The organism is Paenirhodobacter enshiensis (assembly GCF_000740785.1).
Taxonomy (GTDB): Bacteria; Pseudomonadota; Alphaproteobacteria; order Rhodobacterales; family Rhodobacteraceae; genus Rhodobacter; species Rhodobacter enshiensis.
On record NZ_JFZB01000029.1, the window covers coordinates 45,482 to 62,684 of the forward strand.

The 17,203-nt window shown below is 70.1% G+C and carries 17 protein-coding genes and 2 pseudogenes; 8 read left to right on the top strand and 11 right to left on the bottom strand.

All coding sequences use genetic code 11. The annotated features are described in order from the left end of the window. Nucleotides 1-139 precede the first annotated feature (139 nt). The 5 genes from CG50_RS12520 to CG50_RS12540 are packed head-to-tail and all read left to right on the top strand — an operon-like array spanning nt 140 to nt 5,507. The gene (locus tag CG50_RS12520; protein WP_036638926.1) at nt 140-1,111 is read left to right on the top strand and encodes an ABC transporter substrate-binding protein; all 972 of its coding nucleotides are present in this window, start codon (nt 140-142) and stop codon (nt 1,109-1,111) included. Then, the gene (locus tag CG50_RS12525) at nt 1,108-2,814 is read left to right on the top strand and encodes an ABC transporter permease (protein WP_036638929.1); all 1,707 of its coding nucleotides are present in this window, start codon (nt 1,108-1,110) and stop codon (nt 2,812-2,814) included. Before CG50_RS12520 ends, CG50_RS12525 begins: the two co-directional genes overlap by 4 nt. Beyond that, a complete protein-coding gene (locus CG50_RS12530) occupies nt 2,802-3,878 on the top strand; it encodes an ABC transporter ATP-binding protein (protein ID WP_036638932.1) in 1,077 nt (358 codons plus the stop codon). Before CG50_RS12525 ends, CG50_RS12530 begins: the two co-directional genes overlap by 13 nt. Beyond that, entirely contained in the window at nt 3,871-4,959 is a 1,089-nt protein-coding gene (locus tag CG50_RS12535; RefSeq protein WP_152559510.1) for an MBL fold metallo-hydrolase, read from the top strand. Before CG50_RS12530 ends, CG50_RS12535 begins: the two co-directional genes overlap by 8 nt. Beyond that, nucleotides 4,956-5,507, top strand: coding sequence for a histidine phosphatase family protein (locus CG50_RS12540; protein ID WP_036638935.1), 552 nt, complete (start codon nt 4,956-4,958; stop codon nt 5,505-5,507). The genes CG50_RS12535 and CG50_RS12540 overlap by 4 nt, the downstream gene beginning before the upstream one ends. Before the next feature lie 76 nt (nt 5,508-5,583). On the opposite strand, the gene CG50_RS12545 is transcribed toward CG50_RS12540, so the two are convergent. The 9 genes and pseudogenes from CG50_RS12545 to ggt all read right to left on the bottom strand — a co-directional run bounded on the left by CG50_RS12545 (nt 5,584) and on the right by ggt (nt 12,935). Beyond that, a complete protein-coding gene (locus CG50_RS12545) occupies nt 5,584-6,516 on the bottom strand; it encodes a 2-hydroxyacid dehydrogenase (protein WP_036638937.1) in 933 nt (310 codons plus the stop codon). A 46-nt stretch (nt 6,517-6,562) separates the two neighbouring features. Continuing rightward, nucleotides 6,563-6,850: a cupin domain-containing protein gene (locus tag CG50_RS17315; protein WP_245615719.1), complete on the bottom strand. Its 288-nt coding sequence runs from the start codon at nt 6,848-6,850 to the stop codon at nt 6,563-6,565. A gap of 154 nt (nt 6,851-7,004) precedes the next feature. After that, nucleotides 7,005-7,133: pseudogene (locus CG50_RS17545) on the bottom strand (helix-turn-helix domain-containing protein); the annotation flags it as partial. A 274-nt stretch (nt 7,134-7,407) separates the two neighbouring features. Further along, nucleotides 7,408-8,454: pseudogene (locus CG50_RS12555) on the bottom strand (FGGY family carbohydrate kinase); the annotation flags it as partial. Nucleotides 8,455-8,624: 170 nt separating this feature from the next. Beyond that, on the bottom strand, nt 8,625-8,999 hold the full coding sequence (locus CG50_RS17325; protein ID WP_211248616.1) for a hypothetical protein: 375 nt from the start codon (nt 8,997-8,999) through the stop codon (nt 8,625-8,627). Next, nucleotides 8,926-9,483, bottom strand: coding sequence for a hypothetical protein (locus CG50_RS17330; protein ID WP_211248617.1), 558 nt, complete (start codon nt 9,481-9,483; stop codon nt 8,926-8,928). The genes CG50_RS17325 and CG50_RS17330 overlap by 74 nt, the downstream gene beginning before the upstream one ends. Continuing rightward, nucleotides 9,480-9,854 carry an FAD-dependent oxidoreductase gene (locus CG50_RS17335; protein WP_211248618.1) on the bottom strand — a complete coding sequence of 125 codons (375 nt, stop codon included), beginning with the start codon at nt 9,852-9,854 and terminating at the stop codon, nt 9,480-9,482. The genes CG50_RS17330 and CG50_RS17335 overlap by 4 nt, the downstream gene beginning before the upstream one ends. Next, nucleotides 9,851-11,215, bottom strand: a complete 1,365-nt coding sequence (locus tag CG50_RS12565) for an NAD(P)/FAD-dependent oxidoreductase (RefSeq protein WP_051909981.1) — start codon at nt 11,213-11,215, stop codon at nt 9,851-9,853. The genes CG50_RS17335 and CG50_RS12565 overlap by 4 nt, the downstream gene beginning before the upstream one ends. A 52-nt stretch (nt 11,216-11,267) precedes the next feature. Further along, nucleotides 11,268-12,935, bottom strand: coding sequence for a gamma-glutamyltransferase (gene ggt, locus CG50_RS12570; RefSeq protein WP_036638939.1), 1,668 nt, complete (start codon nt 12,933-12,935; stop codon nt 11,268-11,270). 215 nt (nt 12,936-13,150) lie between these two features. On the opposite strand from ggt, the gene CG50_RS12575 reads away from it, so the two are divergent. The 3 genes from CG50_RS12575 (at nt 13,151) to CG50_RS12585 (ending at nt 15,669) form a co-directional block, all read left to right on the top strand. Beyond that, nucleotides 13,151-13,801 (top strand): TRAP transporter substrate-binding protein, encoded by a 651-nt coding sequence (locus tag CG50_RS12575; RefSeq protein ID WP_081880427.1) that lies wholly within the window; start codon nt 13,151-13,153, stop codon nt 13,799-13,801. 67 nt (nt 13,802-13,868) lie between these two features. Next, nucleotides 13,869-14,378 (top strand): TRAP transporter small permease, encoded by a 510-nt coding sequence (locus CG50_RS12580; protein WP_036638942.1) that lies wholly within the window; start codon nt 13,869-13,871, stop codon nt 14,376-14,378. Between the two features lie 4 nt (nt 14,379-14,382). Continuing rightward, on the top strand, nt 14,383-15,669 hold the full coding sequence (locus CG50_RS12585; protein WP_036638945.1) for a TRAP transporter large permease: 1,287 nt from the start codon (nt 14,383-14,385) through the stop codon (nt 15,667-15,669). A gap of 134 nt (nt 15,670-15,803) precedes the next feature. Here CG50_RS12585 and CG50_RS12590 read toward each other — a convergent pair whose 3' ends face one another. Continuing rightward, on the bottom strand, nt 15,804-16,517 hold the full coding sequence (locus CG50_RS12590) for an aspartate/glutamate racemase family protein (RefSeq protein ID WP_036638947.1): 714 nt from the start codon (nt 16,515-16,517) through the stop codon (nt 15,804-15,806). A 93-nt stretch (nt 16,518-16,610) separates the two neighbouring features. Next, nucleotides 16,611-17,203, bottom strand: a 593-nt coding sequence (locus CG50_RS12595) for an aminotransferase class I/II-fold pyridoxal phosphate-dependent enzyme (protein WP_036638949.1), incomplete at its 5' end; no start/stop codon positions are given.

Genomic DNA, 17,203 nt, shown 5'->3' on the forward strand with positions numbered 1-17,203 from the left:
GACGACCGGGGGCGCGGCCGGACGCGCGCCCCCTCCCCTCTGTCACCGGCATGTCACGCGACTCGCCTAGACCCTGCGCCATCGCGAGAGGGCGCCATCCGGGTTCCCTCTTCGCCAGACAGTCCTGACGGAGACCCAGATGCCGCGTTCCCTGTTCCTTGCCGCCCTCGCGCTGATCGTGCCCACCCTCGCCTCGGCCGAGAGCCTGACGCTTTACACCTCGCAGCCGAACGAGGACGCGCAGAAGACCGTCGACGCCTTCAAGGCCGCCAATCCCGGCATCGAGGTGAACTGGGTGCGCGACGGCACCACCAAGCTGATGGCGCGGCTGAGCGCCGAGACCGCGGCGGGTTCGGTTCAGCCCGACGTGCTGCTGATCTCGGACACGGTGACGCTCGAGGGGATGGCGCAGCAAGGTCAGCTCGCCGCCTACAAATCGCCCGAGGCCGCGGCCTACGATCCGGCGCTGTACAGCGCAAAGGGCTATTATTACTCGACCAAGCTGATCACCACCGGCATCGTCTACAACACCGCGGTGAAGGAGGTTCCGACCTCCTGGGCCGATCTCGCCAAACCCGAAATGGCGGGCAAGGTGGTCATGCCCTCGCCGCTTTATTCCGGTGCGGCGCTGATCCATCTGGCGACGCTGACCGGGGCCGAGGGGCTGGGCTGGGACTATTACAAGGCGCTCGCGGCGAACAAGACCGTGGCCGAGGGCGGCAACGGCGGCGTGTTCAAGGCCGTCGCGGCGGGCGAGAAACCCTATGGCGTGCTCGTCGATTACATGGCGCTGCGCGCCAAGGCCGAGGGTGCGCCGGTCGATTTCGTCTTCCCGAAGGAAGGCGTGTCCTATGTGACCGAGCCGGTCGCCATCCTCGCCGGCAGCACGCACAAGGCGGCGGCGGAGAAATTCGTCGATTTCCTGCTGTCGAAGGCCGGTCAGGATCTGGTCGTCGACATGGGTTACATCCCGGCGCGCAACGGCGTGGCGAGCCCCAAAGGCTTCCCGGCGCGCGCCGACATCAAGCTGATGGCCTTCGATCCGGCGAAGGCGCTGGCCGATGCCGATGCCAACAAGGCCCGCTTCTCCGAGATTTTCGGCATCCAATGAGCGATCTCGCGTTCCGCACGGATGGCAGCCGGTCCCTCGACCGGCTGTTGCCGTTGCTGCTGCTGCCGGTCGCGCTGATCTCGCTCGGGCCGGTGGTGCGGCTGATGGCCGAGGGGCTGGGCTATGGCTCGGGCTTCAGCCTCGCGCCCGTCGCCACGGTGCTCGGGCGCGACAGCACGCGCATCGCGCTGATCCATTCGCTGGTCACCGCGGCCGGCGGCACGGTGCTGTCGGTTCTGATCGGGGCGGGCTTCGCCTTCGTCGTCGCGCTGACCGACATCCGGGCCAAGGCGGCGCTGGTATTTTGCCTGATGGTGCCGATGATGATCCCGCCGCAGATCACCGCGCTTGCGTGGATGCAGGTCACCGGGCCGTCCTCGGTGCTGCTGAAGACGCTCGGGATGGCGCCGCCGATGGGCAGCCCGCAGCCGCTGTATTCGGCCGGCGGGATCGTGCTTCTTCTGGGCATTCAGCACGCGTCGCTGGTGTTCCTGACGCTGCGTGCGGGCCTGCGGATGATCCCCGCCGATCTCGTGGAGGCGGCGCGCATGTCGGGCGCGGGCCCGGTGCGGGTCTGGGCGCAGGTGGTGCTGCCGCTGTCGCTGCCCGCGCTGATCGCCGGGGCGGCGATGGCCTTCGTCACCGCGCTCGGCAATTTCGGCATCCCCGCCATGCTGGGGATTCCGGCGCAATATTCCACCCTGCCGACGCTGATCTATCGCCGCCTCGTCGGCTTCGGCCCGGGCGTTCTGCCCGAGGTGGCGGTGCTGTCGCTGCTGATCGGCGCGGTCGCCATCGCGGGGGTGCTGCTCGGCCGGCTGGCGCTGAAACGCGGCGGGCACGGGCTGATCGGGCTGTCGGGGGCGCCTCTCGCGCTGTCGCTCGGCCGGGCGCGACTGCCGGTCGAGATCGCGCTCTGGGCCTTCATCGGCGCGATCCTGGTGGTGCCGCTCATCGCACTTCTGGCGACTTCGCTGATCCCGGCCTATGGCGTGCCGCTGACGCCCGACACGCTGACCTTCCGCGCCTGGCACGAGGCGCTGTTCGTCCAGCCGGTGACCCGGCGCGCCTATGCGAATTCGCTGTTTCTCTCGATCGCGGCGGCGCTCGTGCTGATGGCGGTGGCGCTGCCGCTCGCCTGGCTGATGCAGCGCCGGCCGAGCGTGCTCTCGCGCGCCCTCGACGCGCTGGTCGAACTGCCCTACGCCCTTCCGGGCGTGGTGCTGTCGATCGCCTGCATCCTCGCCTTCATGCGGCTGCCGTTCACCGGACTGACGCTGTACGGCACGATCTGGATCATCCTGCTCGCCTATCTCGCGCGCTTCCTCGTCGTCATGCTGCGCCCGATCCAGTCGAGCATCGCGCAGCTCGATCCGGCGATGGAAGAGGCGGCGGCCAGCGTGGGCGCGGGCCTCGGGCGCAGGCTGCGCACCATCGTGTTGCCGCTCGCCGCCCCGGCCGCGGCCGCCGGCGCGATCCTCGTCTTCCTCACCGCGGTGAACGAACTCACCGTCTCGGCGCTGCTGTGGTCGTCGGGGACCGAGACCCTCGGCGTCGTCATCTTCAACCTCGAGGACAGCGGCGAGACCGTGATGGCCTCGGCCGTGGCGATGTCGATCGTCGGGCTGATCGTCGCGCTGATGGCGGCGGTGCAGATCAGCGCACGGCATTTCCCGAAAGGAGTCATCCCGTGGCAGAGCTGAGCTTTTCCGGTCTGGGCAAGAGTTTCGACGGCACCCCGGCCCTCGATGCCGTCAGCGCGACCATTCGCTCGGGCGAGTTCGTGGCGCTCCTCGGCCCCTCGGGTTGCGGCAAGACAACGCTGCTGCGCCTGACCGCGGGGTTCGAGCGGCCGAGCGCGGGCAGCATCTCGCTCGGCGGTCGGGTGATGGCGGATGCACACCGCTTCGTGCCGCCCGAGGCGCGCGAGATCGGCATCGTGTTCCAGTCCTACGCCCTTTGGCCGCACATGAGCGTCGCGGGCAATGTCGCCTATCCGCTCGAGGTGCGCCGCCTGCCGCGCGCCGAGCGCGAGGCCCGCGTCGCCGAGGCGCTGGCCCTCACCGGGCTGAGCGATCTGGCCGCGCGGATGCCCGCGCAGCTTTCGGGCGGGCAGCGCCAGCGCGTCGCCCTCGCGCGCTGTCTGGTGTTCGAGCCGCGCGCCATGCTGCTCGATGAACCGCTCGCGAATCTCGACCTCGCGCTGCGCGCCTCGATGCAGGAGGTGTTTCGCATGTTCCACCGCCGCACCGGGGCGACGATGGTCTATGTGACCCATGACCAGACGGAGGCGCTGGCGCTGGCCGACCGGATCGCGGTGATGGAGGGCGGCCGGATCCGCCAGTTCGCGGCCCCGGAGGTGCTGTATTCCCAACCCGCCGATTGCTTCGTCGCGGGCTTCGTCGGCGAGGGCGCGGTGGTCTCGGCCCGCCCGACCGGCGAGGCGACGGCGCAGGGCACGACGGTCGAGGTGCTCGGTCAGCGCATCGCCGCACGCGCCGACAGCGCCGCGCCGAGCCATGTCAGCATCCGGCCGGAGAACGTGATCCTGTCGGACGCCGGCCCGATGCGCGGCATCGTCACTCAGGCGACCTATCTCGGCGGGCGGTTCCGACTGTCCATCGAGGTCGCGGGCGAGACGCTGATCGCCATGTCCCCCCGCCGCGCCCGGCCGGGCGAGACGCTCGGCGTGGAGATCCGCGACCCCTGGGCGTTTCGCGACCCGGACAGCGCTGCGCTGATGGCACGGGTGCTGGCCGATGCGTGATCTGACGACACGCGAGGCCGAGGTCGAGGTGCTCTCCGGTCTCGGTCGCAAGGGGCCTGCCTGCCTGCGGCTGCGCAGCGCGGCGGGGACCTGGCTGCTCGATGCGGGCTTCGGCCCCGAGGCGGGCGATCCGTTCCGGCGCGAATGGCTCCTCGGGGCGGAGCGGGTGTTCATCACCCATGACCACATCGACCATATCGGCGGCGCGGCCGAGGTCGTGGCGGCGGGCCTGCCGATCCACTGCACCCGGCAGACCGCGCGCGCCCTGCCCGCCGGGGAGCAGGTCCACATCCTGCCCGAGCACGGCCGGACCGAGGTCGCGGGCGTGACCGTCACCACCGGGCGGAACGGCCATGCGCTCGGCGGGGTCTGGCTGCATTTCGGCCTCGGCGAGGGGCTGTTCTACTCGGGCGACTGGTCGGAGGAATCGGACTGGTTCGCCTTCGATCCGCCGCCCGCCGCGGCGACGGCGCTGATCGACGCCTCCTACGGCACCGACGACGTGCCGCAATCCGAACGCCGGGCGCAGATCGGGCGCTGGCTCGACGCGCTGGACGCGCGACAGGTGCTGTTTCCGGTGCCGCCCTCGGGCCGGGCCGGAGAGCTGGCGCTGATGCTGCTCGCGCGCGGACGGGGCGAAGTCTCGCTCGATCCGGCCTGTCAGGCGGCCGTCGCCGCGGCGCTGGAGGCGGGCGGCCTCGCCCCCGCGGCGCAGGCGCTGGCGCCGCTGCTCGGCCGGCCGTTCGACCCCGCGGCGCGCTATCTGCTGTGCGACACACCGAACGCGGACGGCGGCATGGCGGGGCGGATCGTCGGGGAATGGCGCGCGGCCGGGCGCCTCGGGCGCGATGCGGCGGTGCTGTTCACCGGCCACATGACCGCGCCCGCCCGCGCCATCGCGGCACAGGGCGGGACCTTCCTGCGCTGGAACGTGCATCCGCCGCTCAGCGACCAGATCCGGATGCTCGACCGGATCGGCGCGCGCCGCTTCGTGCCGCTGTTCTGCGCCCGGCCGGAGGCCTATCCGGACCTTACCCGGACCGGCGCCGTGCCGGCCCTGAGCGGAAAGGTGATCGTGTGACCCTGCCCCGCCGCGCCTTCGTCGCGATCCGCCATGGCGAGACCGATGCCAACCGCGCCGGGCTGATCGCCGGCCGGACCGAAGCCATGCTGACCGAGGCCGGACGCGCCGCCGCCGCACGGCTGGCACAATGGTCCTGGCCCGCGGATCTTGCCCTGTTCGCGAGCCCGCAGCGCCGCGCCCGCGACACGGCGGCACTCGCCTTCCCGCGCCGGAGCGCCCGGATCTTGCCGGGGCTGCGGGAACGCGACTGGGGCTGCCACGAGGGCGCGCCGGTCAGCACCCTGCCGCCGCGCCATGCCTGCCCCGAGGGCGGCGAGCCCTATGAGGAAATGCTCGCCCGCGTCACGACCGCGACCTGCCTCGCGCTTGAAAGCGCGGGCGACCGGCTGCCCGTTCTGGTCGCCCATTCCGGGGTCATCCGCATCCTGCGCCTGCTGAGCGGGGGCAGCGACGGCGGCCCCTCGGCCCCCAACGCGACGCCGATCCTGTTCACCCCGGCCGCGACCGGCTGGCACGAGCGCGTTCTCGACAAGACGATGCGCTGACGCCCTCAGCCGCCGTTCAGATGCCCGGACGACAGCGCGCCGGGGTGCCCCCGGCCGGAACCGAAGACATGCCGGATCAGTAACCGCGTTCGGCCGAAACCTCGAAGGGCGAGCGCCCGGTGTCGCGATGCTCGCGGATGTTGCGCGCGACGATCCGCGCCCCGGTCATCGGGTCGATCATCGAGGCGATATGCGGCGTGACGGTGACCGAAGGATGGCTCCAGAACGGGCTGTCATCGGGAAGGGGCTCTGTCTCGAACACATCGAGCGTCGCATGAGACAGCTGCCCGGCATCGAGCGCGGCAAGCAGATCCGCTTCGACCACATGCCCGCCGCGGCCGGCATTGATGAACGAGGCGCCGGGTTTCATCGCGGCAAGAAAAGCGGCGTCGATCAGCCCGCGGGTCTCGTCGGTCAAGGGCAGCAGGTTCACCACGATGTCGGCCGCGCCGATCACCGCGCGCAGCCCCTCTTCGCCGGCATGGCATTCGACGCCCCCGATCCGCTTCAGGCTGCGCGACCAGCCGAGCGTGCGGAACCCGATGGCCGAGACCGCCCCGGCCGCCGTCGCCCCGAGATTGCCGAGGCCGAGGATCGCCACCGTCCGTTCCGAGGCGACCGGGGTCACGATCTGGTTCCACTCGCGGTTGCGCTGCGCGGCGCAGATGTCGGGCATCCGGCGGTGATGGCGCAGCACGTGCAACAGCACGTATTCCTTCATCCGCTGGGTCAGATCGTCGCCGATGGTGCGGATCACCGGCATGTCGGCCGGAAGCGCGCTGTCGGCGAAGATATGATCGACGCCCGCCGCGCAGGAGATCACCGCGCGCAGGTTCGGCAAGCTGGCGATCCAGCCCGTCGCCGGGCGCCAGACCAGCGCGTAATCGACACTTTCGGGGTTCTCGATCCCGTCGCGCGGCACGATGGTATCCTCGGGCATCAGGCGCGACAGCTCCTTGCACCACCAGTCCTGCGCCTCGGGGTTCAGCATCGACACTGCGATGATCATGCGGTTTCTCCTGTGAGCCCGGATCGGGCGAATGGGGAGCGGGCGCTCATGCCTCGGGGTCGGGATGAACGAAGCTGTTCATCAGCAGGAATTCCGCCGGGCCGTCGAGGCCGACATAGCCATGCGGCTGATCCGAATCGAACAGGATGCTGTCGCCGGTCTCGAGCACCAGCGGATCGTAATAGGCGCTGTGCAGCTCCAGCCGGCCCGACAGGACATGGATGAACTCCTGTCCCGGATGCTGGCGCATTCCGCCATTGTCCTCGACCGCGCCGGGCGCCACCGTCATGCGCCAGAACAGGTTCTGCTTTTCCTTGAAGTCCGAGCACAGCACCTCGTGTTCGAGGCCGGGCGAATGATGCCGGGTGCCGGTGCCCGCGCGCGCGCGTGATGGTGCGCCGCGCGCGCGGCGCGGGCGAGGGATCGTTGAGAAAGCTCGCCGCCGGCAGTTCAAGCTCGCCCGCGAGTTTCAGCGCCATCTCGACCGTCAGCCGCGCCTTGCCGGATTCGATCTTCGACAGCTGCGAGACCGAGACCCCGATCCGCTCGGACAGCGCACGCAGGCTCAGCCCGCGCATCTTGCGGAAGTGCCGGATCTGCTGGACGGCTGGGGGCATCGGAACTCCTGACAGGTCGGTATCGCTTGGGCCATCCGGGGGATGGCGGAATATCGGCAGCAATGTTCGGTATCAACTTTCGGCGGAAATGTCGCGCCATCCCCGCACCTTGTCCAGCGCCGCCGCGAAACGGGCGCGGTCTGACGCGGCGATCAGCGCGGGGTCGGGTTCGACGGTGTCGCGCGGCGCGCGGCGCGCGGATCGGGACGGTATCGACACCGGCGAGTTCGGCAAGACCGAGCGCGGTCAGCTCGCGCATCTGCGGGATCTCGACCCTGAGCCCGGTCGCCGCGGCGAGCAGCCGGGCGAAATAGCGGTTGGCCGAAAGCCCGCCGTCGATCGACAGGCTCTGCACCGCGAGGCCCGAGGCCGCCGCCCCCGCGATCAGCCGCGCCGACAGCATCGCCACCCCTTCGAGCACCGCGCGCGCCATGTCCTCGCGCGTGGTGGCGTGATCCATGCCGATGAACACCGGCGCAGCAGTGCGGTCCCAGTCGGGCGCGGCAAGCCCCGAAAGCGCCGGCACGAACACCAGCCCGCGCGACAGCGCCGTCGGCCCCTCGTGATCAGAAAGCGTCGCCGGATCGTCGATCAGCCCGATCCGCCGCGCCCATTCGAGCGCCGCCCCCGCGTCGTAGACCCCGCCTTCGAGGACATGGACCCGCGCCTTGCCCGCGCAGGCCAGCAGGAACGCCCCGGTGCCGAAGGTCATCTTGGCCTCGCCCGGCCGGGTGCAGCCATGGCCGAGCAGCGCCGCCTGCTGATCGACGATCGAGGCGCGGACCGGCACCCCATTCAGGCGGCCGAAGCCGGCATCGCAGGCGCGGATCTCGGGCAGCGAGGCGAGCGGCACGCCGTGCACCGCGCACAGCGCCTCGCTCCAGCCGCCGGTCGCCAGATCCAGCAACCCGGTGCGCGAGGCGGTGGCGACATCGGTCGCGAAGACCCCGCACAGCCGGTCGAGGAAGAACGCATCCGTCGTGCCGAGGTGCAATCGCCCCGCGGCATGGGCCTCGGCCACCGCCGGGATCTCGCGCCGCAGCCAGCCGAGCTTGCTCGCCGAGAAATAGGGATCGAGCGGCAGACCGCAGACCGCGAGCGGCAGCACCGCCGCCCCGGGGCCGAGGGCGGCGAGGTCCGCCCGGCTGCGCGCATCCTGCCACACGATCACCGGCGACAGCGCCCGGCCGCTTCGCGCGTCCCAGGCAAGGCAGCTTTCCCCCTGATTGGCGAGCGCGATGGCATCGACCGGCCCCGCCGCGGCGAGGACATGGCGCGGCGAGGACATGGCGCAGCGAGGCCAGAAGCTCCTCGGGATCATGCTCGACCCGCTCGGGGGTGGGATGAAACTGACGGTGACGCCGGCTTGCCGCGAGCTGCCACGCGCCGCCGTCGACGATGACCAGACAGCGGGTCGAGGTGGTGCCCTGATCGACGGCCGCGACCCGCATCAGGCGGCACCGCGCGGCGCGGGGTGGAAGTCGAACCGGATCACGGAGGCGGTATCGAGCCCCTCGGGGATCGGCAGCGGAACCCGGCGTTCGGGCAGGAACCGGCCGTCCCGCGCCCAGACTCGCGCCCGTCGGCGATCAGGCACAGGCGCCCGGTGACGGCACTCTCGAACCGCAGCTGGAACCGTCCGGGGGCGCCTTGCACCCCCGGACGCATCAGACCCGGCACCACCGCCTTCAGCGGCGCGGCGAATTCGACGCGCACCGCCGGGGCCGAGACCGGCCCCACATCGTCATCGGCCATAAGATCGGCGGCGATGGCACGCCCGACGGCGCGGCCCTCACGAAACGACCAGCCGGCGGTCTCGACCGGGCGCAGCACGTTGCCCGCGGCGAAATAGAGCGGGTTCTCCATGCGCCCCTCGGCATCGACGAGCGCGCCCCCTGCCCCCCTGCGCGAGGCTGTGACCCGACATCCGCAACAGCGTCGCATCGGGGGTGTAATGACCGCTCAGCAGCACGCCGTCGCAGGCGATCTCGCGCTGGATGCCGCGGTGTTCGATCCGGATCGCCTCGACCCGGCCGGCAACGGCGCCGGTCGTCGCGCCGCGAATGTCGAGGATGCGCGCGCCGCACAGCATCTCGATCCCGGCAAGGCGCGGGAACCAGCGAAACGGCGCGCGGGCGAGAGGGTCCGGCCCGGTCTCGATCATCGCGACGGGGCGCGCGCCGTGGCTCAGGCAGGTCAGCGCCGCCGATTGCGACACCAGTTCCGAGCCGAGGATCACCGGGCGTCGAAACGGCATCGTGCCATGGAAGGCGACAGGGGCCTGCAAGGTGCCGGTGGTCAGCACGCCAAGCGGGCGATCGCCCGGCAGCATCCGCTGCGCGCGGCTCATCTCGCGGGTGCCGGTGGCGACGAGGACGCGCTTGGCCCGGATCGCCCGGCGCCCTCGGGCGTGCTCAGCGCGAGGGTTCCGTCCTGACCGAGATCGGTGACAGAGCAGTTCAGCCGGACCTCGACCCCGGCGCGCTGCGCCTCGCGCGCCAGTCGCCGGCCATAGGCCCCGCCGAGACAGACCCGGCCGAATTCGCGCATCCCGAAGGGCGAATGCGTGCAATGCCGCGTCGCGCCGCCGAGCGCTCCCTCGCGGTCGAGGAGCACCACCCGCCCGATCCCGGCGCGGCGCAATTCAAGCGCCGCCGCCACGCCAGCCGGGCCGCCGCCCACCACGACGACATCCGCGATCCCGGTCTCGGCTGCGGTCATTTCCCGTCCTCCGTCGCCACGATCAGCGGCGGCTCGATCCGGCCGCGGGTCATCGCGGCCAGCCGCGCAGCGCAGCAAAAGCCCTGACAGCGCCCCATGCAGGCCCGGGTGCGCCGGCGCAACCCGTTGAAATCGCCGGGCGGCAAGGGGCTGGCGAAGGTCGCCTCGATCTCGCGGCGGGTGACCCTCTCGCAATGACAGGCGATCTCGCCATGATCGGGGGCCTGCCAGTCGCGCGGCTCGGTCCCGGTCAGGTTCGGCACATGACAGGCGGGCACCGTGGCGGGCGAATCGAGCGGCGCGGCGAAGCCCTCGTAGAGCCGCAGCGCATGGCGCGCGAGGCCGAGAGAGGCGCTCAGCCCGGTCGAGCGGATGCCGCCCAGAACGATGGCGCGCACCTCGGGGTGGACGCTGACGCGGTAATGCTTTTCCTCGCTCGCCGGGCGCAGGCCGGCATAGGTCGCGGTGACGGGGATGCCGCGCAGCGCCGGGATCAGTTTCTCGCCATGGGCCTGCAGCATCTGCAAGGTCCCGGTCTCGACGGTGGCGCGGATGCGGTCGGCCTGTTCCTCGGCGGTCGGGCCGACCAGCACGTTGCCGAAGGCGGTCGGACAGATCACGATGCCCTTGGTGCGCTCTGTCGGGACCGGCAGGACGATGGTCGGCACATGCCGGCGCGCCGCCTTGTCGAGCACAATGAACTGTCCCTTGCGCGGTCGGATCTCGAACTCGGGCGCGAGGCCGAGGCGGCGGTTCACCTCGTCACCGAAGAGCCCCGCGGCATTGACCACCGCCCCCGCCCGCAGCCCGCCGAGCCCGGTTTCGAGATGCCATTCGCCCCCCTCGAACCGGCCCGAGACCAGCTCGCAGCGCCGCACCACCCGCGCGCCGAGCGCGATGGCCTGACTGACATAGGCAAGCGGCGCCGACCACGGGTCGATCACATGCTCGCCCGGAACCTCGATGGCGGCGCGCAGATCCGGCGACAGATCCGGCGCGATCTTGCGTGCCTGACCCCCGTCGAGCCGGCGCAGATCGGCGATGCCGTTGTCCGCCCCCTTGGCCACGATCTTGTCGAGCTGGGCCTCTTCCTCTTCCGTCCAGGCGCAGACCAGCGCGCCGGTGTGCACCACCGACAGCCCGAGGCTGCCGTGGACCGAGAGGTATTCCGCCCGCCCCTCCTGCACCAGTTGCAGCTCAAGACTGCCGGGCGGCGCGTCGAAGCCGGTGTGCAGGATCGCGCTGTTCGCCTTCGAGGCGCCCGACAGGATGTCGTTGCCCTTCTCGATCAGCACGACCGAGGCCCCGGCAAGCGCGAAGCGGCGCGCCACCGCGCAGCCGACGACGCCCGCGCCGATCACCGCGACATCGAAGACCGTTCCGGGGGGGGGAAGCCGTCACGCATCGCCCGTCTCAGATCACGAAACGGGTGCTGGCCGAGGCGAGCCCGCCGCCGAGCGCCGCGACCGTGCCATCCGCGCGCCAGCAGGCCGCGCCGGTCAGCGCGCCATCCGGCCCGAAGGCGATGGCGTTCATGCCGCCGCCGATATGGGGCACCACGCGAACCTCGTGGCCCATCGCGGTGAGCGCCGCCGCCCGGTCCGCCAGCGCGGGTTCGATCTCGACATGGGCGCCCTCGGTCCAGACGCGCGGCGCCTCGACCGCCTGTTGCAGGCTCATGACGTGATCGACCAGATTGACGATGGCCTGCATCGCCGAGGGGAAGATCCGCACCGCCCCCGGCAAGCCGAGCGCGAAGGCCGGGCGGCCGTCTTTCAGAACGATGGTCGGCGCCATGCTGGTCGGCACCCGCTTGCCCGGCGCGACGGAAAGCGCACGTCCCGGCACCGGGTCGAAGTTGTACATGTAATTGTTCGGGATGATCCCCGTTCCCGGCACCATGATGCGCGCGCCGAACAGGCTGTTGATCGTATGCGTCGCGGTGACGATGTTGCCCTCGCGGTCGGCCACGGTGACATGGGTGGTGTTGTGGCTTTCGGGATAGTGCGCGACGGGCACGGCGCCGCCCAGATCGCGCAGCCGCGCCCGCGCCTCGGCCGCATAGGCCTTGGAGGTGAATTTGCCGACCGGAATATCGACGAAATCCGGGTCTCCCGAGGCCGAGCGACGATCCTCGAAGGCGATGCGGATCGTCTCCAAGAGCAGATGCAGCCGGGCCGGATCGTCGAAGGCCATCGCGCCGAGGTCATAACCTTCGAGGATGTTCAGCATCTCGATCACGTGGATGCCGGCCGAGGCGGGCGGCGGCGGGCCGATGACCTCATAGCCGCGATACTGACCGGTGATCGGGGCGCGCCATTTCGGCCGGTAGGCGGCGAGATCGTCGAGGGTCAGCCGCGCCTCGGGGCCGGTGTCGCGCGCCAGATACTCGACCAGCGCCCGGCCGAGCGCCCCGCCATAGAGCGCCCCCGCCCCCTCGCACCCGATGGTTTCGAGCGTATCGGCGTAATCGGCCTGCACCAGACGCGCGCCGGCCTCGGGCGGGGCGCCACCCGGCAGATAGAGCGCCGCCATGCCGGGATCGAGCGCGAGATCGGCCGCGCAATCGCGGATCGCGTTGACCAGATAGGGCGAGATCGCGAAGCCGCGCCGCGCATGGCCGACCGCGGGCGCCAGCACATCGGCGAGCGGCAGCCTGCCGTGGCGCGCATGAAGCTCCGTCCAGCCCGCGAGATTGCCCGGCACCGCCACCGCCGCCGCACCGAGCGCGTTGCGCCGCCCCTCGACCCGCGGATAGCTGAGCGCGTTGTCCCCGACCGGCGTGAACATGTCGGGCCGCGATCCGGCCGGCGCCGTCGACAGCGCATCGACCACGAAATCCTCGCCCGAGGCGAGGCGGACATGGCACAGCCCGCCGCCGGCGATGCCGACCATCATCGGTTCGACCACGGTGAGGGTGAACAGGCTGGCCACCGCCGCGTCTATCGCATTGCCGCCCGCCGCCAGCATCGCGCTGCCGGCCGCCGAGCCGAGCGGATGGTTGGTGACGACGACCCCGCCCGCGCCGCTGGCCGGGGCCTTGCGACAGGCGAAGGGAAAATCGGCGGACGTCGGTAGCATCGGGCAGTCTCTCCGTTCCGGAACCGCGCGAGAGAGGCCCCCGCACGGCATGTTTGGCTCCTCCCGAGCTAAGGTGAGTCCGTCCGGCAAATGCAACGCCAACCGGCACATCGCGAAAATATTCGCCATATCGGAAAATATTTGCCCACAAATTGGCGATGTAAGCGCAATTTGCCAAAGTTTTATCATTCGGCTCCGATTTCCCGTCCGAAACCTTGCAAAACCGTTTCCAGACGGCAGGGGGCCGCTACCACTGGGGCGTGTTCTCCCCGCACCGGACCCGACTCGGCGCCCCCCGGAGGAGGAAACGCCCCACTGACCTGTCGAACTCCAAGCGCCCGATCGCCACCCTCGCCGATTTCAAGGGGCTGAACTTCCGCGTGCTCGGCTCGCCGGTGTTCATCGACCTGTTCAAGGCGCTCGGCGCGAACCCGGTGCCGATGCCCTTCCCCGAGGTCTACAGCGCGCTCGAAACCGGCACCGTCGACGGGCAGGACAACCCGCTCGTCACCGTGCGCGACCTGAAGTTCCATGAGGTGCAGAAGTATCTGACGCCGTCGAAGCACGCCTATTCCGCGCTGCCGATCCTCATCAGCGAACCGTTCTGGAACAGCCTGAGCGATCTCGAACGCAGCCAGATCAAGGAAGCCGTCGTCGCCACCGAGGCCGAGAACCGCCGTCTGATGCGCGACACCTACACCAAGGCGCTCGAATTCCTCGGCACCGAGGGCAAGCTGCAGATCAGCACCTTCTCGCCCGAGGCCCTGGCCGAGATCCGCACCGCGGTGCAGCCGGTCGTCGACGGCATCGTCACCCCGGATCTGAAGCCGCTCTACGAACGGATGGAAGCCGCGATCGCGCAGTGATCGCCGCCCGAGGCAAAACGAGCCCCCTCCCCGCGCGGAGGGGGTTTTCGAACGGAAAGGGAGGACGATGGTCCTTTTCAAGTTCTGCGAGAAGGCCCTGGCGGCTTTCGTCGCCTTGCTGATGTTCACGCTGGTGGCGATGGTCTTCACCAACGTCGTGCTGCGCTACTGCTTCCACTCCAGCTTCGCCGCGACCGAGGAGCTGTCGCGCGTGGTGCTGAGCGTGCTGATCCTCGCCGGGACGGTCCTGGCGTTCTGGCAGACCAGGCATATCGCGATGACCATGCTGGTCGAGAAGCTGCCCCGCCCGGTGCAGACCGTGCTGGTGATCGTGGTAGGCGGCGTGATGCTGTGGTGCGACGCGCTGCTGACCGAGGGCGCGTGGAAACAGGCCGCGATGAACCTCACCTCGTCCTATCCGCCGTCGGGCCTTCCGTCCGCGACGGTCTACGTGATCGCGGCCGGCGCGGGCGCGCTGCTGTTCGCGATCACCGCGGCGCGGATGATCCTCGTGTTGCTCGGCAAGATCGTGCCCGGCGATTTCTTCGGCGCCGTCGCGCCCGAATACGCGGAGTGAGCCGATGACTCTTCTGATCTTTCTCGGTGTGCTGATCGCCTGCATCGCGGCCGGGATGCCGATCGCCTGGTCGCTGATGGCCTGCGGCATCGCGCTGATGCTGCATCTGGACTTCTTCAACGCGCAGATCATCTCGCAGAACCTGCTGCACGGCACCGACAGTTTCATCCTGCTGGCGATCCCGTTCTTCATCCTTGCGGGCGAGCTGATGAACCGCGGCGGGCTGTCCTTGCGCATCATCGAGCTCGCCATGGCCGCCTTCGGTCATATCCGCGGCGGTCTGGGCTATGTCGGCATCGCCGCCTCGCTGATCATGGCCTCGCTCTCGGGCTCTGCCATCGCCGACAGCGCCGCGCTCGCCGCGATCTTGCTGCCGATGATGAAGCGCGCGGGCTATCCGCCGGGGATCTCGGGCGGCCTGCTGGCCGCGGGCGGCGTCACCGCGCCGATCATCCCGCCCTCCATCGCGCTGGTGGTCTATGGCGCCATCGCCAATATCTCGATCAACGGGCTGTTCATGGCGGCGATCGTGCCGGGCATGCTGCTTGGCGGCGTGCTGGTGATCATCTGGTATTTCATCTCGCGCCGCGCCGATTACGCGCGCCTTGAGAAGAAATCCGGCGCCGAGCTGCGCCGCGCCTTCGTCCGCGCGATCGCGGCGCTGTTCCTGCCGGTGGTGGTGATCGGCGGTCTGCGCATCGGCATGTTCACCCCGACCGAGGCCGCGGTGATCGCGGTGGTCTATTCCACCCTCGTCGGCGCCTTCGTCTATCGCGAACTCGATGTGGTGAATTTCTACGCGGCGCTAATCGATGCCGGGCGGACGTCGGCGGTGGTGATGTTCCTCGTCGGCGCCTCGATGGTGGTGGCCTGGCTGATCACCGTGGCGAACCTGCCCGAGCAGATCATCGAGCTTCTGGGCCCGTTCATGCACAGCCCGCGGCTGCTGGTGCTGCTGATCGTCATCATCACGCTGGTGCTGGGCACCGCGCTCGACTTCACGCCGATGATGCTGATCCTGATGCCGATCATGGTGCCGATGTGCCAGCAGGCGGGGATCGATCTGACCTATTTCGGCATCGTGTTCACCATTGCGGGTGCGCTCGGGATGCTGACGCCGCCGGTGGGCAACGTGCTGAACGTGGTGGCGGGCGTGGGCAACATCGGCCTCGACAAGGTGACGAGAGGGGTCATGCCGTTCCTGCTGATGCAGATCGCGCTGCTGTTCGTGCTGGTGCTGGTGCCAGATATCATCCTGGTGCCGCTGCACGTCCTGCACCCGACGCCCTGAGCACCCCGGCCCCCGCGAAAAGACCCGGGCCCCGTCGCAGGACGGGGCCCTTTCATTGCGCAGCGCACAGCCCGTCTCGGTCGTCGAGAGTTGAGCCAAGCGACGACGGTGCCGGCACCCGGTGGACGGACCGATCAGATCCCGGGCGCGGTATACCCCGCCCCGGCCAGACCGCGATGCAACCACATCCCCAGAGAAATCACGTCATGCACCGCCAGCCCGAAACGGCGCGTCACCGCGCCCGAGAACGGCGGCAGGTTGGTGCATTCGAAAACGATGGCACCGATGTCGGGATGGGTCTGCAGCAGCCCGGCGACGGCGGCGCAGACCTCTGCCTCGATGGCGGCACGATCATAGGGCGCACCGCCTTCGATCAGCGCGTGCAACGCTCCGTCGACCGGCAGACCGGCCCGCGGGGTCTCGGGATCGGCGCCGACCTCGGTGAAATGTCCGGCCGTCAGCGAGGTCGCCTCATAGGTCAGAACCCCCACCCGGCGCCCGCGTGGCAGGCAGCGCGCAACCATCGGGATCTGCATCAGGCTGGAAGTGGCAAGCGGCACGCTCAGCCGCGCGGACAAGACGCCCTGCCGCGCCGCGAGAAAGCCGCATGACGTCAACAGCCCCCGCGCGCCGCGCGCGATCAGCCGCTCGCCCGCAGCGGTGAAGGCATCGAGAAGCTCGGCGTCATCGCCCCCCACCACGCGGCGCGCCGTGGCGCCGGTGACGGTCTCGAACAGCACCTCGAACGGCCAGCTGTCCCGGTTGCCGATGTCACCCGCAGGACGCTCGAACGCGGTGTCGAGCATGATGATCCCGAGGGGCGAAAGTCTGGCATCCTGGCTGGTCATGAGGAAAATCCGTCGCTTGCAAGAGCCCCCGGTCCGGACGTGGACCGCGGGCAGGAGAGGCCCGGGCCGCCTTCGCCGCCCGGGGCCGAGGGCTCAGCCCTGCCGCACCAGCGTGGCGCAGGCGGCCGCGATACGCGCCATCGCCTCGGTCAGATCGGCCTTCGAAGTCGCGTAGGACACCCGGAAATACGGCGAAAGGCCGAAGGCTGCCCCGGGCACCATCGCGACATGCGCGGTCTCCAGCAGCCAGGAGCACAGCGCGCGATCACTGTCGATCACCTGCCCGTCCGGCGTGCGCGCGCCGATCAGGCCGGCGCAGCTCGCGAAGGCGTAGAACGCGCCCTCGGGGCGGCGGCAGGTGATGCCCGGCACGGCATTCAGCGCATCGACCACCAGATCGCGCCGCTCGCGGAAACTCTCGGTGCGTTCGGCGATATAGTCTTGCGGGCCGTTCAGCGCCTCGACCGCCGCCGCCTGCGCGATCGAGCACGGGTTCGACGTCGACTGGCTTTGCACCACCGCCATCGCCGCGATCAGCTCGGCCGGGCCGGCACCGTAGCCGATGCGCCAGCCGGTCATCGCATAGGCCTTGGAGACGCCGTTCACGATCAGCGTGCGCGCCCGCACCCAGGGCGCCAGCGCCGCCGGCGTCACCGGACGGAAGCCATCGTAGACGATATGTTCAT